Here is a 25,153-nt window from a genome sequence, read left to right on the forward strand (position 1 = left end):
GATCCAAGTGTGGTTCCAGGGCGATTGCTTTCGGAATCCAGGCCCTTTTCGATAAGGGCGCAAGCGATTTCGGCAAAGAAATCTCTCTGGTTCGCATCTTTGGGAAAAGGCAGTTTTCCGGGCTTCTCGAGCGACGAGCCAACTGTCCGATTACCGCCAGCCCATGTCGTTTCTTGAAAAGACGCTGTCGTTGCCTATTATACTGTGACATAAATTAGACAGGCTGACGGGACAGACCGTAGCAGCAAAGAATGACTGACAGGGTATGACAGGCGGTTTGGAAGCGTGTTCCAGTGAACCCTATACCGCAGTCCTCTCCACATCTGTGTATAGCAGGCGCTTGGTTTTGCGCATGCGGTATTCTTTGTCTCTCGCCTGAACGGAAAACTGAATATCGGAAAAGCCGTGACAGACAAGCTAGTTGTAAAGAATCTCTTCAAGGTCTTTGGACCGGACCCTGACCAGGCAGTCGAACTGGCAAAGCAGGGTGTTGCCAAGGACGAAATCTATCGCCAGACAGAAAGTGTTGTTGCCGTCAACGATGTATCCCTGTCCGTCAAGGAGCGGGAGCTTTTCGTTGTCATGGGGCTGTCAGGCTCCGGCAAGTCCACGCTTATCCGCTGCTTCAACCGTTTGATCGATCCCACCAGCGGGGAGATCCTGATCGACGGCGAGTCCTTGACGAACGCTGGCGAGGAGGAACTTCGCCAGTTGCGCAAGAACAAGATGTCGATGGTCTTCCAGCACTTTGCGCTCTTCCCGCACAAGACGGTCTGTGAGAATGCAGAGTATGGCTTGAAGGTGCGCGGTATATCGCGTCGCGAACGGCGCGAGAAGGCCATGGCGGCACTGGAGGCGGTGGGACTGGATGCCTGGGCGGATGCCTATCCAGACAATCTGAGTGGTGGCATGCAGCAGCGTGTGGGGCTGGCGCGCGGCTTGGCCGTGGACCCCGAGGTCCTGTTGATGGACGAGCCCTTCAGCGCCCTTGACCCGCTGATCCGTCGTGAGATGCAGGATGAATTGGCAGGCATTCAGGAAAAGTACAAGACCACCATCATCTTCATCACCCATGACCTGCATGAAGCCCTGAAGCTGGGTGATCACATCGCGATCATGAAGGATGGGCGCTTCGTTCAGGTCGGACCACCCGAAGAAATCGTGACCGCACCGGCGGATGATTACGTTTCGGCCTTCACCCATGATGTGGATCGTGGACGTGTCCTGCGTGCCGAATCCGTTATGGAGGCGCCGGTGACACTGCAGGCCGGCAAGGATACGGCCTCCAGTGCCCTAGCTCGCATGGACGAGGCCGGTCAGGATTGCCTCTATGTGGTGGACGAGAAAGGCCAGCCCGCGGGATATATACGTCGGGCCATGCTCGCCGACCTGTCGGGCGATACGAAGATCACCGACGTGATGGAAAGCAGCTATCCACGGACCGATCCGGATCGGCTTCTCTTCGAACTTTACGAACAGTGCGCAGAGGGTGTCCCCGTGGCGGTCCAGTCCGAGGACGGGAAGTTCCTGGGCGTCGTGCAGCCCTCGCAGGTCTTCACCGAACTGGTGAGCGACGAGACCGCGACAGAGAGCCAGGACAAGGCTCCTGCCGGCGCCGCACAGTAGAGCCGCATTTTGCACGGGCATCCTTGCGCAAGAAAATACAGCCGGAGAATATGAGTTATGGCGAACGGGCCAGATAACGAACAGGCAAGCGGTCTCGGCAAGTTCATTGCAGATCTGCCGGAGTCCCTCAGCCTGTCCTATTACGACACACTTCCCCTGGACGACTGGATCGAGTGGTTCGTCAAGGATTTCCTTGTTCCGAACTTCCGTCCCTTTTTCCAGGCCATTCAGTGGCCCGTGCATCAGGTGCTTTCGGGATTGGACGTTTTCCTTCAGGGCATTCCCATGCTGCTTTTCGTGCTGCTTGTCGCGCTTTTTGCCTGGCGTGTGGCTGGCAAGGGGATAGCGATCTTCACGCTTATCGCCCTGCTGTTCATTGATCTGATCGGGATGTGGGACCCGACCATGACCACCTTCGCGATGGTGTTGACGGCTGTTATATTCTGTGCCCTTGTCGGAGTGCCCACCGGGATCGCGGCGGCCAGGAGCGATCGTTTTGCGACGAGCTTGCGACCAGTCCTGGATATCATGCAGACGATTCCGCCCTTCGTTTACCTGGTCCCGATCGTCATGCTGTTCGGGGTTGGCCTTGTGCCGGGCGTGATCGCGACCATTATCTTTGCCCTGCCACCGATCATCCGTTTCACGAACCTGGGTATCCGCCAGGTGCAGTCGGAAATGGTCGAAGCCGGTTTCGCCTTTGGGGCCACGAAACGCCAGGTACTTTGGGATATTCAGGTACCTCTGGCCTTGCGTACGATCATGGCGGGCCTAAATCAGACTCTGATGCTGGCGCTGTCCATGGTGGTGATTGCCGCCCTGATCGGTGCCGGCGGGCTGGGCGAAACGGTGTTTACCGGCCTTGGACGCCTGGATGTTGGACGGGCGGCTATTGGTGGTATCGGCATCGTGCTCCTGGCCATTGTCATGGACCGCATCACCCAGGCCATGGGTGAAGGCGGAGCCGAGCGAAAAGAAAACTGGACCTTCACAGGCGCATTCAAACGCGTTTTCATGGGGTCGAAACAAACTGCCGGCCAACGGCAGTGAAGAAATAGAGATGGAGCGGCGGGCCTTCGGGTCCGTGTTCCCCTAGCGTTTCTGTTTTTGAGACGCCGGATTGAACCCGCGAGAAAAGCCAAGACAGGAATGGCGGCGGGTCTGTCCGATCACCTTCAAACGAGGAGGACCAAATGAAATACTGGGATATCGCAAAAGCGGCCGGGCTGGCGACGGCCATCACTGTCATGGGAGCGACTGCGGTCACGGCCCAGGACGAACCCGGTGATGGCGTAAGCGTCAAATCCGCTCGCCCGAGTTGGGATACCGGTTGGTTCACCACCGAGATCTACAACGAATTGCTGCGCGAACTGGGTTACGAGGTTTCCGATCCCGTGACTCTGGACAACCCGGCCTTCTATCAGTCCGTCGCCCAGGGTGACGTCGACTACTGGGTCGAGGGCTGGTTCCCGCTGCACAACACCTACGAGGACACCTTTACCAATGGTGCCCAGGTTGTTGGCATGGTCGCCGAGGGCGGCGCGCTCCAGGGCTATCTGGTCGACAAGAAAAGCGCCGAGGAATACGACATCACCAGCCTTGAAGACTTCAAGCGCGATGAAGTCAAGGAAGCCTTCGACAGCAATGGTGACGGCAAGGCCGACATGGTTGCCTGTCCGCCGGGCTGGGGCTGTGAGACCGTGATCGAGCACCATCTGGATGCCTATGATCTGCGCGATCATGTCAACTCCATCAAGGCCAGTTACAACGCCTCGATGGCCGACGCCATCAGCCGTTACAACAACGATGAACCGATCTTCTTCTACACTTGGACGCCGAACTGGACCGTGGGTGTGCTGGAGCCTGGCACCGACGTGGTCTGGATCGAGGTTGATCATCCGGATCTGCCGGAAGACCAGAAAGAGCTTGAGGACGCCACCGAAATGGCTGGTGTCGAGGGCTGTGTGGATGATCCCTGCCAGATGGGCTGGCCCGCCAATGATATTCAGCCAGTGGCCAACAGCGAGTTCCTGAGCGAGAATCCTGCTGCCCGCACCCTGTTGGAGGAGGCCTCCATCCCCATCGGTGACATCTTCGCCCAGAACGCGACGATGAACGAGGGCGAGGACAGCGAGGACGACATCAAGCGTCACGCCCAGGAGTGGATCGAGAACAACCGCGACGCGGTCGACGGTTGGCTTGAGGAAGCCCGCGCCGCTGCCAACTGAGCGGTAAGCTCAAAGCCTCATGCAGACAAAGGGGCGGAGCCAGTCTCCGCCCCTTTTTGCGAGCGGCCTTGTCAATTTGTGAGGCCGCGTTCCAGCCCGCCGGAGCTGTTCCAGGCTTTGCTGGCGGGCCCGTCCTACAAACCAATATAAAGAGGACCAAGATGAATTACTGGAAGATTGCAAAAGCCGCCGGCTTGGCAACAGCCATCACTGTCATGGGCGCGACTGCGGTTGCGGCCCAGGAGCAGCCCGGCGACGGAGTGAGTGTCAAGTCTGCGCGTCCCAGCTGGGATACCGGTTGGTTCACCACCGAGATCTACAACGAACTGCTTCGCGAGCTGGGTTACGAAGTCTCCGACCCCGTCACGCTGGACAACCCGGCCTTCTATCAGTCCGTGGCTCAGGGTGACATCGACTACTGGGTCGAAGGCTGGTTCCCGCTGCACAACACCTACGAGGACACCTTCGAGAACGGGGCCGAGATTTCCGGCATGGTCGTCGAAGCAGGTGCGCTTCAGGGCTATCTGGTCGACAAGAAGACGGCTGAGGAATACGACATCACCAGCCTTGAGGACTTCAAGAAGGACGAGATCAAGGAACTCTTCGACGCCAATGGCGATGGTAAGGCCGACATGGTCGCCTGCCCGCCGGGCTGGGGCTGCGAAGAAGTGATCGAGCATCACATGGATGCCTATGACCTGCGCGATCATGTCAACCTGGTGAAGGCCAGCTACAACGCCTCGATGGCCGATGCCATCAGCCGTTACAACAGCGACGAGCCAATATTCTTCTTTACCTGGACCCCGAACTGGACCGTTGGCGTTCTGGAGCCGGGTGTCGATGTGGTTTGGCTGGAAGTCTCCCACGCGGACCTGCCCGATAACCAGAAGGAGCTCGAGGACGCAACCGAGCTTGCTGGGGTCAAAGGCTGTGTCGATGATCCCTGCCAGATGGGCTGGCCGGCCAACGACATCCGTCCGGTCGCCAACAGTGCGTTTCTGGAAGAGAACCCGGCTGCTCACGAGCTGCTTGAAGCGGCTTCCATCCCCATCGATGACATCTTTGCCCAGAACGCGAAGATGAACGACGGCGAAGACAGTGAGGACGACATCAAGCGTCACGCCCAGGAGTGGATCGAGACCAACCGCGACACGGTTGATGGTTGGCTTGAGGAAGCCCGCGCCGCTGCCAACTGAGCAGCGGTTAGCGTTCCATAGCTGATTCAGATAGGGGGCGAAGCTTGATGGCTTCGCCCCCTATTTCTTGTCTCGTCCTGCATCCGGGCAAGAAAAAACGGCGGCCCCGCAAGGGACCGCCGTTTCTTGTGACTGCTACCGACCCCGAAGAGCCGGAGTACAGTTTGTAGCTTACTCGACCTGCAGGTTGGCAGCGGCCTTCTTGCCGCGCTCCGTCACGATCTCGTAGCTGACCTGCTGGCCTTCATTCAGGCTGTTGAGCCCTGCGCGCTCGACGGCGCTGATGTGGACGAAAACGTCCGGGGCACCGTCATTCGGCTGAATGAAGCCATAGCCCTTGGTGGTGTTGAACCATTTAACCGTACCGTTTGCCATGTCTAGGCCTCCTTTTGTACGCAATTAGAAATCAGGCAAAACGCCCAATGGCGTTCGCCGCGCACAACCTCGATTTTTGGATAGCTTGAAGGGGCCTCTTGGAGAAACGCCGGTAGCAGTGGCCAAAACTCAGATTGCAGAACGCATCAAGCGCCAGAATCTGCAGAAGGTCAAGTGTTTATATTCATAGGTCTATGGCATGAAGATGGAACAGGGCTGTCCCTCACGCATGCTGGTCCTTGATTTACGATAGCCTGTCACGGAAAGTGCAGCCCACAAATCAAGGAGGAACAGCCCCGATGGCCAAATATCGCATCGCCGTGATCCCGGGAGACGGGATCGGCACCGAAGTCATGGAAGAAGGTATCCGCGTGCTCGATGTCGTGGGTGGGCGCTGCGGAATCGAGTTCGAATGGGATCATTTCGACTGGAGCTGCGAACTCTATCATCAGACGGGCCGGATGATGCCGGAGGATGGCCTGGAACAGATTGCGGGACACGACGCGATCTACCTGGGGGCCGTTGGCTTTCCTGGTGTGCCGGACCATGTTTCGCTATGGGGCCTGCTGATCCCCATTCGTCGCCGCTTCCGCCAGTACATCAACCTGCGTCCGGTACGCCTGCTGCACGGCGTGGCCTCGCCACTGGCCAACCGGCATCCGGGAGACATCGATTACTATATCGTGCGCGAGAACAACGAGGGTGAGTATTCCGAGATTGGCGGACGCCTCTATGCCGGCACCGACGAGGAAATGGCCGTCCAGGAGAACATCTTCACACGCAAGGGTGTGGACCGTGCCCTGAAATATGCCTTCGAGCTCGCCCAGCAGAGGCAGAGGAAGCATGTGACCTCGGCCACCAAGTCCAATGGCATCATTCATACCATGCCCTATTGGGACGAACGCTTTGAGGAGATGGCGAAAGCCTATCCGGATATCACCACCGACAAGTTCCATATCGATATCCTGACGGCGCACTTCGTGCTCAATCCCGACTGGTTCGATGTGGTGGTGGGCAGCAACCTGTTCGGCGATATTCTGTCCGACCTGGGGCCGGCGGCGACCGGTACCATCGGCATTGCGCCCTCGGCCAACCTGAACCCCGAGAAGGACCATCCCTCGATGTTCGAGCCGGTCCACGGCTCGGCGCCCGACATTGCCGGGCAGGGCATTGCCAATCCCATCGGCCAGATCTGGTCCGGGGCGATGATGCTGGATCATCTCGGAGAGACCGCTGCGGCGCGCCTGGCGGAACGCGCCTTCGAGACGGTGCTGGCAGAAAGCCATATACGCACACCGGATATGGGCGGCAATGCCACCACCCAGGAGTTCGGCCTGGCCATTGCCGAATCCGCTGCACGGATATCCTTGTAGAGCTACGAGACAGGCGTGAGGCCAGGCCTCACGCCTCGTCCTCAGGCCAGGATACGATATGCTCCTCCCAGTCCTCTTCGGGGACATCGGTTTCGGAGACAATCCGTCCACGCGCGGAAATGCCGGCTTCATGAACGCTGTCCGCGCGGCCGCTGATCAGCGGGTGCCAGTCATACAGCGGCTTGCCTTCGTCAATCAGGCGATAGGCACAGGTGGGCGGTAGCCATGACAGTTCCGGTACCGCTCTTGGCGTCAGGCTGATACACCCGGGTACATAACGCCGCCGGTTCGCGTAATCACTGCAGCGGCAAGTGCCCAGGTCGAGCAGTTTGCAGGCGACGTCGGTGTGCACGATCTGCCCATCGTCAGGATCCTGCAGTTTGTTCAGACAGCATTTCCCGCAGCCGTCACAAAGGGATTCCCACTCCTCGTGGGTCATCTCGGCCAGTGACTTGCGTTCCCAGAAGGGTGGAGTGTCATCGGTCATTGTGGACCAAGTTGTAACCTATCAATCGGTGCTACGCACTTGCGCAGCTTGAGGCTCCGGGCTGGGCGGTTCCACCGTCTCGCTGGGTATACGGCTGCTTTCCAGAAGCCAACTGTATTCGCCCTGGAAGATTGTGCTCATCCGGTCAGCCAGCAGGCGCCGGGCGGCCTGGGCCAGGCGTGCCGGTGCGTGGCCCATCTCACCCTTGCGGGCCATCAGGGTGATGCGGCGCGAGAAGCTGTTGCGAGAAAGGCGCAGAACCTGGAGGTGGGGCAGTTGGTGGGATTCCTGCAGCAGGCAGAGCGGCGTCGTCAGGCTCCAGCCCATGCCGTTGGCTACGGCAGCCAGATGCCCGGTTGCCGTGTCGAATTCTGCGAAGGCCGGAAGGTCCAGGCGCAGCCGATTGATCTGTCGCTCGATATGGCGGCCGATGGCGCTGCGCAGGGAATAGCGCAGAAAGGGCAGGTCCTCGATGAATTGCAGGTGATCCATGGGGGAAGGGTAGTCAGCCGGGAAGACCAGCACGAAGGGTTCGCTGATCAAAAGGTGGCGCTCCAGGCCCTCTACGGTGTCCAGTTCGTCGCCGGCAATGACGGCAATATCCACGCCATGGGTCATCAGCGCATGCTGATGATCGGGGGAAATGCCGGACCAGATGCGCCAGCGCCGCGCCAGGTGCCGGCAGTCGTTGAGCAACAGCGGTCCGATCGAATTGGCGAAGCTTTCGACCATGGCAAAGGTCAGCGAACTCAGTCCGGCATGATCATGTCCGCTTCGGGTTGTCTCCAGCGCTTCCGCGGCTTTCTGCAGAAGGTGACGCGTGGCTTCGTAAAGCTCTTCTCCGGCAGAGGTCATGGCAAGCGGTCGCGTATCCCGGTCGAACAGCCGTGTTTCCAGAGCCGCCTCGAGATTCGAGATGCTCTGCGAGACCGTGGACTGGGTCAGTGAGAGCCTGCGGGCGGCGGCGCTCATGCCGCCGGCTTCCACGACAATCTGGAAGACCCGGAGGTTGCGCAGATCGAAACCCTGCGGAAGTTCCATTTCACGCCCCGCTATCGCACATACCCCGCATTCCTGCAGGGGGTGTGGAATGCCATCGGCCTGATGCTGGCCGCCGGTTGTCTCTCTAGGCCTCAGCCGGCCTGGCGGGCAAGGAAATTCGCAGCTGTTTCATAGGCCCAGTCCCAAAGCGACTGGGCATAACTGCGGGTTACCAGCAGGCTGAAGTGTTCCGCTTGCCAGCGCAGGACCGTCACATCTGTGTGCTCGATCATTGTTGCTGCCGCACAACGATCGGGCCAGGCGGCAAAGTTGACAATGAGCCCGCTGGCCAGGACTTCCTGCACGCCCGTCCCCTGCAGGTCGAGCAGCAGACGCGAGTCGCTCTGATCGAAGAGCGAACCGGTTTCCATCGGAATGCCTGTCGGCAGTCGGTTTGCCAGCTCAGGTGCAAGGTCCACCAGCATTGCGCTGCCGGGGGCTGTCGAGAAGAGGCTGCCTCCTTCCTCGAGGGGGAACAGCTCTCCAGGCTCGGGCCATGTCAGCGATGGTAGAGCCTTCTTCAATGCCGTGGCCAGAGCATCCTTCTGGCCCGGCCAGGCCATGCATTGCAGAAGGTTATGCGGACGCTCCAGTCTGAGCTGCAGGCCAGAGGCTTCAGCGGACTCCGCCGGGAAGCGTTTCAGGACGGTACGGGCTGCCTCAGGCATTCATCCGTGCTCCTTCGGGGTCATAGAAATGCGGGCTGACTACGACGACGGGGACGTCCTCTCCTGTCAAGGGAGACGAAGCGGTCAGGCTTTCGCCATGGCGCGCACGCCCGTCGTGCAGCAGGGCGAGTGCAATGTATTTTCCGGTGGCCGCGCCATAGGTCGGCGAAGACACATGCCCCTGGGACTCCAGAGGCGGGGTCTTCTCACGGAGCATGCTGCTGTCCAGTAGCTGGGCCCCGGGGGGGATGGGCTGACCATTGCCGGAGACCAGCCCGACCAGTTGTGGCCGGTCGGCTTCGAGCAGGGCTTCGCGCTGAGCCAACGCCTCACCGAGGAAATGCTTCTTCTTGGACATCAGGCCACTCAGTCCCAGGTCGTCGGCCGTCGTGCGGCCATCCAGTTCGGGGCCGGCGACATGCCCCTTCTCGATGCGAAGCGAACCCAGGGCCTCCAGCCCATAGGGGACGATGTTCTGGTTTTTGCCGGTTTCAAGCAGCTTCTTCCAGACGGCCTCGCCATGCGGTGCGGGTGTATAGACCTCGTAAGCCAGCTCGCCGGAATAGCTGAGGCGCGCGATCCAGACCGGGGCACCGTCGATCTCCGCGGGCTTCACGTCCATGGGACGGAAGGAGTCGTTCTCCAGTTCGGTGCTGGAAACGCAGTTCTGCAGGACCGCACGGCTGTTCGGGCCGGCAATGGCGCAGCCGCTCCACAGGTCGCTTACCGAAGTAAGATGGACCTTCAATTCGGGCCAGACGGCCGCCAGCAGGAACTCCAGGTGCTTCATGACGCCACCCGCATTCCCCGTGGTGGTGGTCATGAGGTAACGGTTCTCTTCGAGCCGCCAGAGGGTGCCGTCGTCGAAGACCATGCCGTCCGTCCGCAACATCAGGCCATAGCGGGCACGCCCCACCTTCAGGTTGCCCATGCGGTTGGAATAGACACGATCCAGGAATTCAGGTGCATCCGGGCCCTTGATCTCGATCTTGCCGAGCGTGGAAACATCGGTCAGGCCCACGCGCTCGCGCACAGCGCGGGCTTCCCGGCGGATGGCCTCGATCAGGCTCTCGCCTTCGCGCGGATAGGCCCGCGGCCTTTGCCAGAGACCGACCTCGACCATGACAGCGCCGTTCGCCACATGCCAGTCGTGCAGGGGCGTCCGGCGTAACGGGCGAAGGTTCGGCCCGGTCGAGTGACCCGCCAATGCGCCAAGTGACACAGGCGTGTAGGGCGGGCGAAAGCGTGTTGTGCCTGCCACGTCCAGCGGCACGTCCAGCAGCGAAGCCATCATGGCCAGGCCATTGATATTGCTGGTCTTCCCCTGATCACAGGCCATGCCCAGCGTGGTATAGCGCTTCAGGTGCTCGACGGACACGAAGCCTTCCTGATGGGCCAGACGCACATCGCGGGCCGTAACGTCGTGCTGAAGGTCCACGAAAGCCTTGCCCTTGCCGCCCTCGACCTGAAAGAGAAGGCGGGTTGGGCCAGATTTGCGGTTATCCAGTCCTTCCGGTTTTGCCGGGTTGGAATTCGGGGAGCAGCCACAGTCCCGTGCGGCGTCATTGCCGGCCTGTACGCCTTGTTGCCAAGCTTCGGCCAAACTGTCAGCACCGCCAATGGCGCCCGCAGCCTGCCAGTCCTGCAGGGCTTCGCCTGGCATGAACTGTCCGCGTTCCTCGTCATACTGCGGCTTGCCACCGGCCTGGGCTGTCAGGTGAATGACCGGACTCCAGCCACCACTGATGGCCAGGCAATCGGTGCGGATGCTCTCCTGTTTTCCCTTTGGACGGCCTTGCGCGTCCAGTTCGGTAAGGACTGCCCCTGTCACGGCCTTGCGGCCTTCTGCCGCCAGAATCGTGCTGCCCGTTCTCAGGGGGATGGACAGGCCTTCCGCTTCGGCAGCCAGATCCGCGGGCGGTTCGCTACGTGCATCGGCCAGGCAGGCAACCTCGACACCTGCGCGGGCAAGATCGATGGCCGTGCGATAGCCACTGTCATTGGTGGTGGCGATCACCACCCTGCGGCCCGCGGCAACGGCATGGCGGTTGGTGTAGCTGCGCACGGCCCCCGACAGCATGACGCCGGGTAAGTCGTTGTTGGCGAAGACCAGCGGGCGCTCCATGGCACCGGTGGCCAGAACGACCCGCCGGGCCTTTATGGTCCAGTGGCGATGGCGCGGCTGGCCGGCCGGGGGCAGGGGGTGGTGGTCGCTGACACGTTCCACCGCCCCCAGGATATTGTCGTCGTAATAGCCATAGACCGTGGTACGGGGCAGGTAGTCCACACGCCCCGTCTCGATCAGTGCCTCGATTTCCCGGCGGGTCCACTCCAGACTTGTCTTCCCATCCAGCTTTGTGGTTTCGCTCAGTAGGGACCCGCCGGGTACGGGCAACTCGTCGGCAAGTAGAACATGGGCCCCGGCGTCTGCTGCACTGCGCGCGGCCGCCAGTCCGGCAGCACCGGCGCCGACCACCAGCACATCGCACCAGGCGCGTCGTGCCTCATAGTGGTCCGGGTCGGGCTCCAGGGATGCCTGGCCCATGCCCGCTGCCTTGCGGATCAGCTTTTCATAGAGCATCCAGGCATGGCGGGTCGGACCCATGAAAGTCTTGTAGTAGAAGCCAGCCACGAAGAAGGGTGAGAGCAGACCGTTCATGGCGCCAATGTCGAAATCCAGGCTGGGCCAGCAGTTCTGGCTTTCGGCCGTCAGGCCGTCATAGAGCTCGACACCGGTGGCGCGGCAGTTTGGTTCATGACGCGCCCCGTGGCGCAATCCAACAAGAGCATTGGGTTCGTCCGCACCGGCCGCATAGATTCCGCGGCGGCGATGATACTTGAAGCTGCGGGCGACCGTTTCCTGCCCATTGGCCAGGAGCGCAGAAGCCAGAGTGTCGCCTTCATAGCCGGTCATGGGCCGGCCATCGAAGGTGAAGCGCAGCTTGCGATCCCGATTGATCTGGCCGCCGTTGTTCAGGCGAAAGCCGCTCATTGCTTGGCCTCCGTACTTTGCGTTCCGGCTTCGCTTGCCCAGGGGCCAGTGGCCTTCACCTGGTGAATCCTGTGGGTGGTGGTGTCCCGTTCGATCACCAGGAACTGGCGGCAACCGTGGACATGCTGCCAGTATTCGCTGTGCGGGCCGGCCGGATTGCGGCGCTGGTAGACCGTGTCAGCCCAGCTGTCGATGTCCTGGGTGTCGGGTGTCGGCCAGCTGATCGTGGCATCCCCTTCATAGGTGAATTCCTCAAGGTGCCGATGGCCGCAGAATGGGCAGTTGATGTACATGAGACGATGTCCTGGTTGGTGAAGCCGTCTTGGGTTCGGGTGCAAGCGCGTCAGTGCAGTCGCGGCACCGGCCCGGCTCCTTTCTCGTCAAGCGTTCGCCCCGTTCGGAAGCGGTCGAGCCGGAAAGCGGCATTGAGTTCGTGTGGCTCGTCACGGGCAATGGTATGGGCAAAGCACCAACCGGAAGCCGGTGTGGCCTTGAAGCCGCCGTAGCACCAGCCGGCGTTGATGTAGAGGCCTTCCTTCGGCGACTTGTCGATGATGGGGCTGCCATCCATGGACATGTCCATGACACCGCCCCAGTGCCGCAGTAGCCGCAGGCGCGATAGGTTGGGGAACAGTGCGACAGCCATTGAGGCGACGTCCTGCACGATGGGCAGGTTGCCGCGCTGGGCATAGGAATTGTAGCCGTCCAGGTCGCCACCGAAGACCAGTCCACCCTTGTCGGACTGGGAGATGTAGAGGTGACCGGCGCCGAAAGTGACCACCGTGTCGATAAGCGGCTTCAGGGGTTCGGAAACGAAAGCCTGAAGAACATGACTTTCGATCGGCAGGCGGTCGAAACCGGCCTTGGCCAGGACACGGCTGGAATTGCCGGCAACGGCAACGCCAACCTTGCCTGCGCGTACCGGTCCCTTGACGGTATCGACCCCGGCAATCTGATCGCCTTCGAAGAGGAAGCCCGTCACCTCGCAATTCTCGATGATGTCGACACCAAGGGAATCAGCGCCCCGGGCATAGCCCCAAGCCACCGCATCATGCCGGGCTGAACCGCCACGTGCCTGAAGCAGGCCGCCTGCGACGGGAAAGCGTGCCTTGTCCGAGACGTCCATGCCCGGAACCATCCGGGCGACCCCCTCGCGGTCGAGCAGCTCGGCATCTATGCCGTTGACGCGCATGGAGTTTCCGCGCCGCATGTAGCCTTCCAGTTGAGCGGGGGAATGGGCCAGGTTCAGGACGCCGCGCTGGCTGAACATGACGTTGTAGTTCAGGTCGCGGCTCATGCCCTCCCAGAGTTTCATGCCCCACTCATAGAAACGGTTGTTCTGCGCCAGCAGGTAGTTGGAGCGCACGATGGTGGTATTGCGTCCGACATTGCCGCCCCCGATCCAGCCCTTCTCAATGACCGCGACATTCGTGATGCCGTGTTCCTTCGCCAGGTAATAGGCTGTGGCCAGGCCGTGGCCACCGCCGCCCACGATAATGACGTCATAGTGCGCCTTGGGCTGCGCGATGGCGCGCCAGGTGCGCGTCCAGCCGCGGTGACCCTTCAGGGCCTGCCGCGCGAGCGAGAAAGCGGAGAAATGCATGTCACCCTATCCGGTGTTCGTGGTCTGGCTCTAGATAAGCGCACCCTTGATGATAACGCGAGACCCATCGCATTCTTCGTTTGTTTTTATCGATTTTATCGATGCCAGGTCTTGTCCGAATCCAAAAAGAAGGGCGGGGTGAGCGAACAACTAGCCTATGAACAGGCACTTGCCGCCTGTTGCCATGGCCGGCTGCTTTCGGTAAAGACACAGGTTAGTTGTACTTGGCCTGTTGAACTCTCGCCAAGAATCACCCATAGCTTTAACTTCTCGGATTGTGGCCCGGTTTTCGGGCCTGATCACAAGGAACAGGGAACTATAAATCATGTTCAAGAAATTGCTGACCACTACGGTCATGAGCGTTGCGGCACTTGGTGTCAGCGCTTCCATCGCCGCCGCGGACGTCCTGGAGGATGTCGAGGAGCGTGGCACCTTGATTGCTGGCGTGAAGGCCGACTATCCCCCCTTCGGTTATCGCAGCGATGACGGCGATATCGTTGGCTTGGAAATTGATCTGGCCGAGGACATTGCTGAGCGCCTGGGCGTGGATATCGAGCTTGTCCCGGTTGTTGCCTCGAACCGCATGGAGTTCCTGGACCAGGGCAAGATCGACGTGGTGATCGCCACCATGACGAACACGGAAGAGCGCGAGAAGGTCGTGGATTTCGTGGAGCCGGGTCACTATGCTTCGGGCACCAACATCCTGGCCCCCAAGAAGGCAGGCTTTACTGAATGGGGCGATCTGGAAGGCAAGCCGGTCTGTGGTGTGCAGGGTGCCTTCTACAATCGCCGTACCCAGCAGGAATACGGTGCTGAAATGATTGCCTTCAAGGGCACGGCGGAGGCTTACACAGCGCTTCAGCAGGGCCGCTGCCTGGCCTTCGTCTATGATGACGCCGCGCTTCTGGGCCAGCTTGATAAGGATGCCTGGTCCGAGTTCGAGATGCCTCTCGAGACCATCGACGAATCGCCCTGGGGCATGGCTGTGGCCACTGGCGAGGACAATTTCCGCGAAAAGCTGACGGAGATCGTCATCGACTGGCATGGTTCGGGCAAGATTCTCGAACTTGAGGAAGAGTACGGCATCAACAACACGCCGTATGCCAAGCGGATGCACGAGGAATACAAGGATAACTGATATCCTTGGGTCATGATGACGGCGGGTGAGTCTTGATAGCAGGCTCATCCGCCGTTTTCTTTCCCAGCTTTTTAAAGGCAGCCAGAGTAAAGCGGTAGACACGCGTGGACATCATCTACAGCTGGTTCCAGCAACTGAATGAGACGACCGGGATCAATCTTCCGGTCTTCTACAATACGTTCGATCGCGAGCGCTTTTTCTCGGGGCTGCTCGTCACCATCCAACTCTCCGTCCTCAGCCTGATCGCCTCTGTGGTGATCGGCGTTGTCGGCGCCTGGCTGCAGGGCTCGAAGCTGGTCTGGACGCGGCGAATCGTTCAAGCCTATATCCAGTTCTTCCGTAATACGCCACCGCTGGTGCAGATGTATTTCTTCTTCTTCGGGTTGAGTGCGCTTTTGCCGACAGTGGAGAACGAATTCGGCTTCCAGCAGCCAATACTGGGGTCCTTTGCCTGGGCCTGCATCTCTCTGAGCTTCTTTGCCGGCGCCTTCAATGTCGAGATCTTCCGCTCCGGAATCGAGGCAGTGCCTGAGACCACACGTGAAGCGGCGGAATCCCTCGGCTACAGCCGCCTTGGCGCCTACATCCATGTGATCCTTCCGTTGGCATTCCGGGTCTGCCTGCCAGCGCTCAACAACAACCTGGTCAATCTGGTGAAGACGACGACACTGGCCTATGCCATAGCCGTGCCGGAACTGCTGTATGTGTCCGGACAGATCTGGTCCGACTATGCCAATGTGCCGGAGATGATGACGCTGCTGCTTCTGATCTACGTGGGCCTGGTTGGCATTGTGGTCCTGGGAATGAATCGCTGGGAGCGGGCCATGCGCCTGCCGGGATACGGAACATGAGCGGGTCATCGAACCGGAGACAGCGCCTGCAGGACTCGCTTCGATCCGGAACGGATCTGCCCGTCCTGCTTTCACCCGGATCCGCGGTTGCCGGTTCACGTGCCGGCGGGCGCGATGCCCTGGCCCTGCCGCGCGTGAACCTGAAAGCCTGGCACGGCGTTGTGCTGGTGTTGATGGTGTTGCTGTCGGCCGGTGTGGCCGAGGCACAGAGCGGCGATGGACGCGAAGGGATCCTCTCGATCCTGATCAAGTGGTCGCCGTTGCTGCTTCAGGGTTTCGTCTTCAATCTGGTGATCTCAGTCATGTCCATGGCGCTTGGCACAATCAGCGGCGCCTTCCTGGGTCTCATGCAGATATCGCTGCTGCCACAGGTGCGTTTCGGTAGCTGGTTTGTGACCCAGTTCTTCCGCAACGCGCCCTGGCTGGTGTTGCTGTTCTACGCCATGTTCATGCTGCCTTTCCAGTTCCAGGTGGCGGGCGTGACCATTCCCTTCCCGGACTGGGTGAAGGCCGTGATCGGACTGAGCCTGCCGGTCATGGCCAACGTATCGGAACTGGTGCGCGGTGCCGTCCAGTCGATCCCCTCTGGACAGTGGGAAGCCGCAGAATCCCTGGCCTTCACACGCCGCCAGCAGATCTGGCAGATCATCATGCCGCAGTGCGTGAAGCGGATGCTGCCGCCCTGGATGAACCTTTACGCAATCCTGACCATGGCGACGGTTCTGGCTTCCATTGTGGGTGTCAACGAGGTGATGACCCTCGCCGACCAGGTGAAGGCGGCGGAAGGAGGGCGTACGGACCTGTTGGCTCCGCTGTATGGCTATATCCTATTCCTGTTTTTCATCTACTCCTATCCGATTGCGCGCCTGACGGTACGCCTGGAGCGCAGGTACGCGGTCAAGATCTAGGCAGCACAAGCCGGCCAAGGCAAAGAAGGACGTTCCGCATGAGCACAGCAAACTGGACCGAGGATCAACCGATTGTCTCGCTGAAGGACGTTCACAAGTCCTTCGGTGACTTCGAGGTCCTCAAGGGCATTTCCTTCGATGTCAAGAAGGGGGAGGTGGTCTGCATCATCGGTCCGTCCGGATCGGGAAAGTCCACGCTTATCCGTTGCATCAATGCCCTGACGGAAATCAACAGCGGATCCATCAAGGTCGAGGGGATCGAGGTCAACGATCCAAACCTGGACAAGCTGGAGCTGCGCAAGCGTGTTGGCATGGTCTTCCAGCAGTACAACCTCTTTCCGCATCGGACCGCCTTGCAGAACATCATGATGGCTCCTGTGCAGGTTCTGAAACAACCGAAGCAGGAGGTTGAGGAACGGGCCCATGCGCTGATGAAAAAGGTGCGACTGGACGGCAAGGAAGATGCCTATCCGGGAGAACTCTCAGGTGGACAGCAGCAGCGTGTGGCGATTGCCCGCTCACTGGCCATGAATCCCCAGGTCATGCTTTTCGACGAGGTGACGGCGGCCCTGGATCCGGAAACGGTGAAAGAGGTTCTGGCCACCATCAAAGACCTGGCCCAGGAAGGCATGACCTGCATGCTGGTGACCCATGAGATGGGCTTTGCCAAGGAAGTTGCCGATCACATGTATTTCACGGATCAGGGCGTGATCGTGGAAGATGGTCCACCGGCGGAGTTCTTCGCCAATCCCAGGGACGAACGCACCCAGAAGTTCCTGGGCCAGATCATCTGACCGCCTGCAGGAGGGCCCGGGTTGTCTCTGCAGGATCATCGGCGCGCATGACCTCGCCCATCACGGCGATACCGATCGCGCCGGCATCCAGGCAGTCGCGGGCATTTGCGGCTGTTATGCCACCCAGAGCCAGGACAGGTGGAGCGATGCCATCTGTCAGCCGCCGCAGGCCCTCCAGTCCGAGAGCCGGTCCGTAGCCGGGTTTGCTCTGGGTCTCAAAGATGGGGCTCAGCGTGACATAGTCAGCCCCTTCCGCAGCTGCTGCCACGAGGGTTTCCTTGGAGTGTGCCGATACTCCGATCACGGCGGCGTCTCCCAGGACGGCCCGGGCGTGGGGAATCTCGCTCGTTTGCTGCAAGTGGACACCGGCTGCGCCGACCTCTGCGGCCAGGCCCCAGTCGCCGTTTATGAGCACCCGGCCCAGATGTGTGCGGGCAAGTTCACAAAGACGTTCCGCCAGCGCCCGCTTCTCCGGGGTGGGCAGGTCCTTGTCGCGCAGCATGAAGTTGCGAAGACCGGCCGCGAAAGCCCGTTCGGCAACTTGCTCAAGGTCATGCCGGGCCTGATGCCGATCGCTGATGACCAGCAGTTCGGGCACCTTACCGACCATCACGAGCCGACCAGGCCCATTTGGGGGCTTGAGGCCTTGGCATGCGGACGCTTCGGAATGCGCCCGGCCAGATGCGCCGCGCGACCGGCTTCGGCGGCATGGCGCACAGCGCGGGCCATGGCCACAGGGTTGCGGGCCCTGGCGACGGCGGTGTTCAACAACACGGCATCGCAGCCAAGTTCGAAGGATTGCACTACGTCGGAGGCGGTGCCCAGACCCGCATCGATCACCACCGGCACCTCCGCACGCCTGCAGATCAATTCGATGTTGGCGGGGTTTGCAACGCCCATCCCCGAGCCGATCAGGGATCCCATCGGCATCACGGCCGCAGCCCCCAGATCCTCGAGACGTTTGCAGATAACCGGGTCGTCATTGCAGTAGGGCAGGACGGTAAAGCCGTCCTTGACCAGTTCGTCGGTTGCCGACAGCAACTGCTCGACATCAGGATATAGCGTTTCCCGGTCGCCGATGATCTCAAGCTTGAGCCAGTTCGTCTCAAGGGATTCCCGTGCCAGCTGTGCCGTAAGAATGGCATCGCGTTTCGTCTCGCAGCCGGCCGTGTTGGGCAGGAAGTCATAGCCTTCCAGCAGGTCGACCGGGCTTTCCGCATAGCCTTCCAGGTCCAGCCTGCGGATCGACAGCGTCACCAGTTCGGTTCCGCTTTCTTCCACGCAATCCAGCATCACCTGCAGGTTGGGATATGCCGAGGTCCCCAGAAAAACGCGACTGGTGAACTGTCGCTCGGCTATGGTCAGGGGTGTGTCGTTGGACATGATATAGGCTTTCTGCGGCTCAACCGCCTGCCAGTGGACGTACGATCTCGATCCGGTCGCCCTCGGCCAGGGACTCGACCGGCCAGCTGTCGCGCTTCACCAGGGCGCCGTTGCGCGCTATGGCAATTCGTCGTGCCGTCGGGTCGATCCCGCGCTGATGCAGCAGGTCCTTCAGGCTGCCCGGTTCCACGCGTGTTTCTTCACCGTTCAGATTGATCGTCAATGACATGCTTGAACCATCCTATTGATATTGCAGATGGGATTTCTTCCTGCGGGCTGACAAGGGCTTGAAGCGCGCCAGCGTGAAGGGGCGGGCGGCTTCAGGCAGGGCCCCTGTCAGGATTTCCTGGGCAATGCAGTGTCCCGTTACCGGTGCGAGCAGGATGCCATTCCTGTGATGGCCGGTTGCCAGATGCAGGCCGGGAACCGGGGTTTCTCCCAGTACGGGCGCGTCGTCACGGCAGCCGGGCCGGAAGCCGCTCCAGCTTTCGATCAGAGGCAGGTCCTCGATGCCGGGCAGGGCGCGTCGGGCCCCTTCGATCAGCGCATAGATGCCGCCGGCTGTTATGCTGTCGTCGAAACCACGTTCCTCGACAGTGGCGCCGATGATCAGGCGTCCATCACGGCGCGGGACGCAATAGATCTGCTCAGTCCAGAGAACATGCGCGAGCAAAGATTCTTGTGGCACCATCTGCAAGGCGAGGGATTGTCCTTTCAGCGGACGGACCGGTGGTTTGGCGGCATCCGGCAAGCCGGGCAAACCTCGGGTCCAGGCGCCTGCGGCCAGAACGAGGGTCTTTGCCTCCAGAACCTCTCCACTGCCAAGCGAGATGCGTTTGCGCGTGGGCTCTGAACAATCCAGGGACGTGACTTCACAGTCTTCTCGCAGGCGGCCACCGGCATTCAGATAGGCCTGCTTCAGGCTTTCAGCCAGTTGGCGGTTGTCCACCTGGTGATCCTCGGCGCTATAGATGGCGGCGGCCGCACTTTGTCTCAGGTGGGGCTCGCGTTCGCGCAGTTCGTGACCTTCAAGCCAGGTCAATGGCAGGCCAAGGGATGTCTGGAATTCATGGCGAAAGCGCAGGCGCTCCACTTCATCCCGGTTGAGCGCCACGACGAGGGTGCCTTCATCCCGATAGTCGGGTCGCAGCCCGCTGCTGGCCTCGAGACGATCCAGGTAGCTGGGCCAGAGTTGCTGCGCCCAGCGTGTCAGTTGCAGCAGTTGCTCTTCGCCGGGCTCACATTCCGCCGCTGCGGCCAGCATGCCTGCCGCTGCATGCGTGGCTTCCCTGCCGCAGTGTCCGCGTTCCACAATCGTCACAGCCAGTCCGGCTTCGGCCAGTTCCCAGCCGATGGCAAGGCCACAGACGCCGCCGCCTATGATGACCGTCTGCTGATCCGTCGTGTTCCTGAAGTTTTCCTGTGCCACGTAACTCCCTTCGCTGGCATGACCCAGTGCAGGTTCCATGGGTGTGATCTCAGCCGCACAAGCTGCGGCACCCCAGTATTTCCATGACTCTAAGATGAAGGCGCAGTCTCTGACTTGCAAGGTTTCGAGGTCAGAAATAACACATTTATAAAATGTTTAATATATAATATATTATTTCCTAATGTGGAATATGTTGACTCAGCAAATCAAACTGATAAATATAAATGGAGAATTTATTTTATCACATAGATAAAGTGTTAAATCGCCATGCGATACTTTCCCCTCTTTCACGATCTCCGCAACGCCTCCTGCCTGGTGGTTGGCGGAACCGCAGCGGCGGCGCGCAAGGTGCGGCTTCTACAGCGAACTGAGGCGCGAATTCACGTTGTCGCCCCGGAACTGGGTGAAGAGCTTGCCGAAATGGCCGGTACAGGAAACGTCCAATGGCATGCACGCCGTTTCCGTGCAAAGGACCTGGATGGCGTGAGTCTGGTGATTGCGGCCTCAGGGGACGATCGTGTCGATGGCAGGGTCTCGCGACTGGCCCGGGCGCGCCGATTACCGGTCAACCTGGTCGATCGTCCGGCGCAATCGTCGTTCATCGTTCCGGGCATGGTTGACCGGGATCCTGTCACGATTGCCATTGCCAGCGGCGGCAGTGCACCGGTCCTGGTGCGCCAGTTGCGTGAGCGTATCGAGACGCTTCTGCCGGCACGACTGGGAGACCTGGCGCGCTTTGCCGACCGTTTCCGGCCTGCCGTGAAGGCCATGATTCCAGGCGAGGATGGCCGCCGGCGCTTCTGGACACGCTTTTTTCGCGGGTCCGTGGCGGAGGCCGTCCTGCAAGGCAATGACCGGAGCGCTGCAGAGGGAATGTTGACCCTGGTCAATTCCGCTCCGGAAAGCTGGGGAAATCCGCAAGGTTCTGTCGCCCTGGTTGGAAGTGGTCCCGGAGATCCCGACCTTCTGACTTTCCGGGCGATGCGCCTGATGCAGGAGGCAGACGTGGTGATCCACGACAGGCTGGTCAGCGATGGCATCCTGGACTGTGTCCGGCGTGATGCCGAACGCATTCCTGTGGGCAAGGCCAAGGGAGCGCACAGCATGTCCCAGGAAGAGATCAACAGGCTTCTCGTGCAGCAGGCGCGCGCGGGCAAGCAGGTGGTGCGCCTTAAAGGCGGTGACCCCTTCATTTTCGGACGCGGGGGCGAGGAGCAGGCCTATCTTCAGGCGCATGGAATAATGGTCCAGGTCGTGCCCGGCATCACGGCTGCCACCGGCTGTGCCGCGGCCGCGGGTATCCCCCTGACTCACCGGGACATCGCGTCTGCCGTGACCTTTGCGACCGGGTACAGCGCTGATGGCCTGCCAGACCTGGATTGGCAGGCTCTGGCCGCCGCCCGTCAGACTCTTGTCATCTACATGGGGCTTTCCAACGGCGAAGAGATTGCCAGGCGGCTGATGGACAAGGGGCTGTCCGCCAAGACACCGATTGCCGTAGTCGAGAAGGGCAGCCTGCCGGATCAGCGCGTGCTCGGCAGTCACCTGGCCGATCTTGGTGATCTGCTTCAGCGCGAGAGCGTTCAGGGGCCGGCCGTTCTTATGATTGGCTCTGTCACTGCAAGCGCCCGGAAGCTGGCGCCGGCTGAAGCGACCCTGGCGCTTGCCGTTTGAATACGAGGAAAGAAGCAATGACTCTCAAGGCTGTTACAGCAAATCGCCTGCGCGACGGGCGCGTCGTCTATCTCTCCCAATCCGGAAACTGGTCGCAAAGCCTGGAGGACAGCCGCATTGCCAGGGATGAAACGGAACTCGAGGCCCTGCTGGATCAGGCCGAGGTCAGCGTGCTGCGCAATGAAGTGGTGGGACCCTATGCCATCGATGTCCTGGAGCAGGACAGCGGTTACCTGACCACGCGCTGCCGCGAGGAGATTCGCTCGACAGGACCAAGCCGAAGGACCGACGCAGCCTGAAGGGGCTATAGACCGGAGGAAGACCATGTATCGCTATGACGAATTCGACGAGGCACTGGTACGCGAACGCGTGGCCCAGTTCAGCGAGCAGGTCCAGCGCCGCCTGAACGGGGAGTTGAGCGAGGACGAATTCAAGCCACTGCGGCTGATGAACGGGCTCTACCTGCAGCTTCATGCCTATATGTTCCGCATTGCCGTGCCCTACGGAACGCTGTCCTCGAACCAACTGCACAAGTTGGCGCATGTCGCGCGGACCTACGACAAGGGCTACGGACACGTCACGACGCGCCAGAACATGCAGTTCAACTGGCCGCGCCTGGAGGACGCCCCGGCGATCCTCTCGGAATTGGCGGACGCGCACCTGCATGCCATACAGACCAGCGGCAATTGCATACGCAACACCACGGCCGACCAGTATGCCGGCGTTGCGGCGGACGAGATCGCCGATCCGCGTCACTACTGCGAGATCATTCGTCAGTGGTCGACCCTGCATCCCGAGTTCTCCTTCCTGCCCCGCAAGTTCAAGATTGCGGTCACCGGTGCAGAGGAGGACCGTGCGGCCCTGCGCACGCACGACATCGGCCTGCGCATGCGCCGCAACGAGGAGGGAAACCCGGGCTTCGAGGTCATGGTTGGCGGCGGGCTCGGCCGCACGCCGGTGGTGGGTGTGACGATCCGGGATTTCCTGCCGGAAGAGCATCTGCTGTCTTACCTGGAAGCGATCCTGCGGGTCTATAACCAGCTTGGCCGGCGCGACAATATCCACAAGGCGCGCATCAAGATCCTGGTACAGTCCGTCGGCCGCGAGGAATTTGCCCGCATGGTCGAGGAGGAATGGGCGCACCTGCGCGATGGCTACCTGACTCTTCCGCAGGAGGAACTGGACGCCATCGCCCGTTATTTCGCGCCACCGCCCTACGAGACACTGGAGGACACACCGCCCGAACTGGAACTCTGGCAGAGCACCAGTCCCGGCTTCGGAGCCTGGATGAACGAGAATGTCGCCGCTCACAAACAGCCCGGCTACGCCATCGTGAACGTCTCGCTGAAGCCGGAAGGCGGTGTGCCGGGGGATATCACGGCGAAACAGATGGAGGTGGTTGCCGATCTGGCCGAGCGCTACAGCTTTTCCGAGGTTCGTGCGACGCACGAACAGAACCTGGTTCTTCCCTATGTACGCAAGCTGGACCTGATGGCGGTCTGGCAGGAGCTGCAGCAGGCCGGTCTGGCGACGGCGAACATCGGGCTGATCAGCGACATGATCTGCTGCCCCGGCCTGGATTACTGCAATTTGGCCAATGCCCGCTCGATCCCCGTGGCGCAGGAGATCAGCGAACGCTTCGCCGATCTCTCCCGCCAGCGCGACATCGGGCCCCTGAAGATCAAGATGTCCGGCTGCATCAATGCATGCGGCCACCATCATGTCGGCCACATCGGAATTCTCGGAGTCGATAAGAAGGGCCAGGAATACTACCAGATCACCCTGGGTGGTAGCGCCGAGAACGAGACCACGCTGGGGAACATCATCGGGCCGGCTTTCAGTGCTGATGAAGTCGGTGATGCGATGGAAACCATCGTCGAGACCTACCTGACTATCCGTGAGGAAGGCGAGAGTTTCCTGGAGACCTATCGCCGTGTCGGACAGCAGCCTTTCAAGGAGACGCTTTATGCCGCTCATTAAGAATGGACAGCTGGTTATAGACCCCTGGCGGGCCATCGGTGACGAGGACTCTCTGCCTGAAGATGTGCATGCGATCATCTCCCTGGAACGCTGGCAGGAGGACAAGGAAGGCTTGAAGGTCCGGACGGCTGGGCTTGGCCTGCAGCTGCGCAGCGATCAGTCCCCCCAGCAAGTGGAGGCGGACTTGCCGTCGTTCTCGCTGATTGCCCTGGAATTCCCGAAGTTCACGGACGGCCGGGCCTATTCCTATGCCCGGTTGCTGCGCGAACGCTACGGGTTTTCCGGTGAACTGCGAGCCGTGGGGAATGTTTTGCGCGACCAGCTTCTTTTCATGCAGCGCTGTGGCTTCGATGCCTTCGAGTTGCCGGAGGGTGCGCCGGTGGAGGCTTGGCTCAAGGCGCTGGACGACTTTTCGGTCTGGTACCAGCCGGCAACGGACAATCGCGCTCCGGTGTCGTCCCTGCGGCGGCGTTTGCGAGTGGCGGCGGAGTAGGAGAAATAAGAGATGCAGGACCTGTCGACAGCCTCGCGTCCGGACGCCCTTCCAGACACGGCGGACCCCATGTTTCACGCCATGCAACTGGAAGCGGAGACGCATGAATTCTATGCTCTGGAACTGCTGGATCATCTGATCCACGGTGTCTTCCCCGGACGTATTGCACTGGTCTCATCTTTCGGAGCGGAATCCGCCGTCCTCCTGGATATGGTGGCTCAGGTGAATCGGCACATTCCCGTGATCTTCCTGGAGACGGGAAAGCATTTCACGGAAACACTGATGTATCGTGATCGTCTGACCAGCCGGCTGGGACTAACCGATGTACGCGATATCACGCCCGAGGAAGACGACTTGCAGGCCTCGGATTCCGACGGCACGCTCTGGCGGCATTCACCGGATCGTTGCTGTCATATCCGCAAGGTTCTGCCTCTGGAGCGGGCTCTTGAAGGGTTTGACGCCTGGATCACGGGGCGCAAGCGCTATCAGGGCGGTGAACGTGCACGCTTGCCGCGTGTTGAAGCGGCAGAAGGCCGTATCAAGGTCAATCCGCTAACAGACTGGTCGCTGCGTGAGATTCGCAATGTCTTCAAGGCGCGCGACCTTCCGGCGCACCCTCTGACGAAAGTTGGTTACCCCTCCATAGGCTGCGCACCCTGCACGAATCCAGTGATTTCCGAAGAAATTTCTCGTGCCGGACGGTGGCATGGCCTGGGCAAGACCGAGTGCGGAATACACAAGCCGGTGCCGCCCACGGAATGAGCGGGTTTATTCAACGGGTGGAATTGCCTATGCTGAAAGGATACCGGATTCCCGGCAGCCAGTCAGAGCGTGCTGCCAGCGTGAAGGCAGCGCGAAGTTTGCGCTGTGGTTTGCGTTTTGTCCGGAAGGTCATATGTAAAAACCAAGATGGA

Annotated in this window: 25 protein-coding genes and 1 riboswitch; of the genes, 14 read left to right on the forward strand and 11 right to left on the reverse strand. The window is 60.5% G+C overall.

The window, feature by feature from the left end:
- Positions 1-405 precede the first annotated feature (405 nt).
- From G502_RS0113205 to proX (G502_RS0113220), 4 genes are all read left to right on the forward strand, one after another.
- Entirely contained in the window at positions 406-1,626 is a 1,221-nt protein-coding gene (locus G502_RS0113205; RefSeq protein ID WP_022729150.1) for a quaternary amine ABC transporter ATP-binding protein, read from the forward strand.
- A gap of 57 nt (positions 1,627-1,683) precedes the next feature.
- Complete coding sequence (locus G502_RS20195; protein ID WP_081649808.1) at positions 1,684-2,676, forward strand: ABC transporter permease; 993 nt, start codon at positions 1,684-1,686, stop codon at positions 2,674-2,676.
- Positions 2,677-2,819: 143 nt separating this feature from the next.
- Positions 2,820-3,854, forward strand: coding sequence for a glycine betaine/L-proline ABC transporter substrate-binding protein ProX (proX, locus tag G502_RS0113215; protein ID WP_022729151.1), 1,035 nt, complete (start codon positions 2,820-2,822; stop codon positions 3,852-3,854).
- Positions 3,855-4,015: 161 nt separating this feature from the next.
- Positions 4,016-5,050, forward strand: coding sequence for a glycine betaine/L-proline ABC transporter substrate-binding protein ProX (proX, locus tag G502_RS0113220; protein WP_022729152.1), 1,035 nt, complete (start codon positions 4,016-4,018; stop codon positions 5,048-5,050).
- 171 nt (positions 5,051-5,221) lie between these two features.
- Here the strand turns inward: proX (G502_RS0113220) and G502_RS0113225 are convergent, their stop codons facing one another.
- Positions 5,222-5,425, reverse strand: coding sequence for a cold-shock protein (locus G502_RS0113225; RefSeq protein ID WP_022729153.1), 204 nt, complete (start codon positions 5,423-5,425; stop codon positions 5,222-5,224).
- Positions 5,426-5,724: 299 nt separating this feature from the next.
- Here G502_RS0113225 and G502_RS0113230 point away from each other — a divergent pair, with 299 nt between their 5' ends.
- Positions 5,725-6,798, forward strand: a complete 1,074-nt coding sequence (locus tag G502_RS0113230) for a tartrate dehydrogenase (RefSeq protein ID WP_022729154.1) — start codon at positions 5,725-5,727, stop codon at positions 6,796-6,798.
- Positions 6,799-6,826: 28 nt separating this feature from the next.
- Here G502_RS0113230 and G502_RS0113235 read toward each other — a convergent pair whose 3' ends face one another.
- From G502_RS0113235 to G502_RS0113260, 6 genes are all read right to left on the reverse strand, one after another.
- Positions 6,827-7,285, reverse strand: a complete 459-nt coding sequence (locus G502_RS0113235; protein WP_022729155.1) for a YcgN family cysteine cluster protein — start codon at positions 7,283-7,285, stop codon at positions 6,827-6,829.
- Between the two features lie 21 nt (positions 7,286-7,306).
- Entirely contained in the window at positions 7,307-8,326 is a 1,020-nt protein-coding gene (locus G502_RS20200; RefSeq protein ID WP_022729156.1) for a LysR family transcriptional regulator, read from the reverse strand.
- Positions 8,327-8,418: 92 nt separating this feature from the next.
- Entirely contained in the window at positions 8,419-8,994 is a 576-nt protein-coding gene (locus tag G502_RS0113245; RefSeq protein ID WP_022729157.1) for an aminomethyltransferase family protein, read from the reverse strand.
- On the reverse strand, positions 8,987-11,986 hold the full coding sequence (locus G502_RS0113250) for a sarcosine oxidase subunit alpha family protein (RefSeq protein WP_022729158.1): 3,000 nt from the start codon (positions 11,984-11,986) through the stop codon (positions 8,987-8,989). Before G502_RS0113250 ends, G502_RS0113245 begins: the two co-directional genes overlap by 8 nt.
- A complete protein-coding gene (locus tag G502_RS0113255; RefSeq protein ID WP_022729159.1) occupies positions 11,983-12,279 on the reverse strand; it encodes a sarcosine oxidase subunit delta in 297 nt (98 codons plus the stop codon). The genes G502_RS0113250 and G502_RS0113255 overlap by 4 nt, the downstream gene beginning before the upstream one ends.
- A 50-nt stretch (positions 12,280-12,329) precedes the next feature.
- On the reverse strand, positions 12,330-13,589 hold the full coding sequence (locus tag G502_RS0113260; RefSeq protein ID WP_022729160.1) for a sarcosine oxidase subunit beta family protein: 1,260 nt from the start codon (positions 13,587-13,589) through the stop codon (positions 12,330-12,332).
- Positions 13,590-13,914: 325 nt separating this feature from the next.
- Here G502_RS0113260 and G502_RS0113265 point away from each other — a divergent pair, with 325 nt between their 5' ends.
- The 4 genes from G502_RS0113265 to G502_RS0113280 all read left to right on the forward strand — a co-directional run bounded on the left by G502_RS0113265 (position 13,915) and on the right by G502_RS0113280 (position 17,280).
- Positions 13,915-14,727, forward strand: coding sequence for a transporter substrate-binding domain-containing protein (locus G502_RS0113265; protein WP_022729161.1), 813 nt, complete (start codon positions 13,915-13,917; stop codon positions 14,725-14,727).
- Positions 14,728-14,831: 104 nt separating this feature from the next.
- The gene (locus G502_RS0113270; protein ID WP_022729162.1) at positions 14,832-15,578 is read left to right on the forward strand and encodes an amino acid ABC transporter permease; all 747 of its coding nucleotides are present in this window, start codon (positions 14,832-14,834) and stop codon (positions 15,576-15,578) included.
- A complete protein-coding gene (locus tag G502_RS0113275) occupies positions 15,575-16,486 on the forward strand; it encodes an amino acid ABC transporter permease (RefSeq protein ID WP_022729163.1) in 912 nt (303 codons plus the stop codon). Before G502_RS0113270 ends, G502_RS0113275 begins: the two co-directional genes overlap by 4 nt.
- Before the next feature lie 38 nt (positions 16,487-16,524).
- The gene (locus G502_RS0113280) at positions 16,525-17,280 is read left to right on the forward strand and encodes an amino acid ABC transporter ATP-binding protein (RefSeq protein ID WP_022729164.1); all 756 of its coding nucleotides are present in this window, start codon (positions 16,525-16,527) and stop codon (positions 17,278-17,280) included.
- On the opposite strand, the gene G502_RS0113285 is transcribed toward G502_RS0113280, so the two are convergent.
- The 4 genes from G502_RS0113285 to thiO all read right to left on the reverse strand — a co-directional run bounded on the left by G502_RS0113285 (position 17,273) and on the right by thiO (position 20,092).
- Positions 17,273-17,890: a thiamine phosphate synthase gene (locus G502_RS0113285; RefSeq protein ID WP_022729165.1), complete on the reverse strand. Its 618-nt coding sequence runs from the start codon at positions 17,888-17,890 to the stop codon at positions 17,273-17,275. The genes G502_RS0113280 and G502_RS0113285 overlap by 8 nt on opposite strands.
- Positions 17,890-18,663, reverse strand: a complete 774-nt coding sequence (locus G502_RS0113290; RefSeq protein WP_022729166.1) for a thiazole synthase — start codon at positions 18,661-18,663, stop codon at positions 17,890-17,892. Before G502_RS0113290 ends, G502_RS0113285 begins: the two co-directional genes overlap by 1 nt.
- Positions 18,664-18,682: 19 nt before the next feature.
- A complete protein-coding gene (gene thiS / locus G502_RS0113295) occupies positions 18,683-18,892 on the reverse strand; it encodes a sulfur carrier protein ThiS (RefSeq protein ID WP_022729167.1) in 210 nt (69 codons plus the stop codon).
- Between the two features lie 12 nt (positions 18,893-18,904).
- Positions 18,905-20,092 carry a glycine oxidase ThiO gene (gene thiO / locus G502_RS0113300; protein WP_051152248.1) on the reverse strand — a complete coding sequence of 396 codons (1,188 nt, stop codon included), beginning with the start codon at positions 20,090-20,092 and terminating at the stop codon, positions 18,905-18,907.
- Positions 20,081-20,177: riboswitch (TPP riboswitch) on the reverse strand. (Overlaps the previous gene by 12 nt.)
- 182 nt (positions 20,178-20,359) lie before the next feature.
- Between thiO and cysG the strand changes: the two genes are divergently transcribed.
- Genes cysG through G502_RS0113325 form a run of 5 tightly spaced genes read left to right on the forward strand, consistent with a single transcriptional unit; the run spans position 20,360 to position 25,001 of the window.
- On the forward strand, positions 20,360-21,766 hold the full coding sequence (gene cysG / locus G502_RS20205; protein WP_022729169.1) for a siroheme synthase CysG: 1,407 nt from the start codon (positions 20,360-20,362) through the stop codon (positions 21,764-21,766).
- A gap of 17 nt (positions 21,767-21,783) precedes the next feature.
- Positions 21,784-22,065: a DUF2849 domain-containing protein gene (locus G502_RS0113310; protein WP_022729170.1), complete on the forward strand. Its 282-nt coding sequence runs from the start codon at positions 21,784-21,786 to the stop codon at positions 22,063-22,065.
- 25 nt (positions 22,066-22,090) lie between these two features.
- Positions 22,091-23,746, forward strand: a complete 1,656-nt coding sequence (locus G502_RS0113315; protein ID WP_022729171.1) for a nitrite/sulfite reductase — start codon at positions 22,091-22,093, stop codon at positions 23,744-23,746.
- The gene (locus G502_RS0113320; protein ID WP_022729172.1) at positions 23,733-24,239 is read left to right on the forward strand and encodes a DUF934 domain-containing protein; all 507 of its coding nucleotides are present in this window, start codon (positions 23,733-23,735) and stop codon (positions 24,237-24,239) included. Before G502_RS0113315 ends, G502_RS0113320 begins: the two co-directional genes overlap by 14 nt.
- Before the next feature lie 12 nt (positions 24,240-24,251).
- Positions 24,252-25,001, forward strand: a complete 750-nt coding sequence (locus tag G502_RS0113325; protein WP_022729173.1) for a phosphoadenylyl-sulfate reductase — start codon at positions 24,252-24,254, stop codon at positions 24,999-25,001.
- Positions 25,002-25,153: the final 152 nt, after the last annotated feature.

Source organism: Fodinicurvata sediminis DSM 21159 (genome assembly GCF_000420625.1).
Classification (GTDB): Bacteria; Pseudomonadota; Alphaproteobacteria; order Kiloniellales; family DSM-21159; genus Fodinicurvata; species Fodinicurvata sediminis.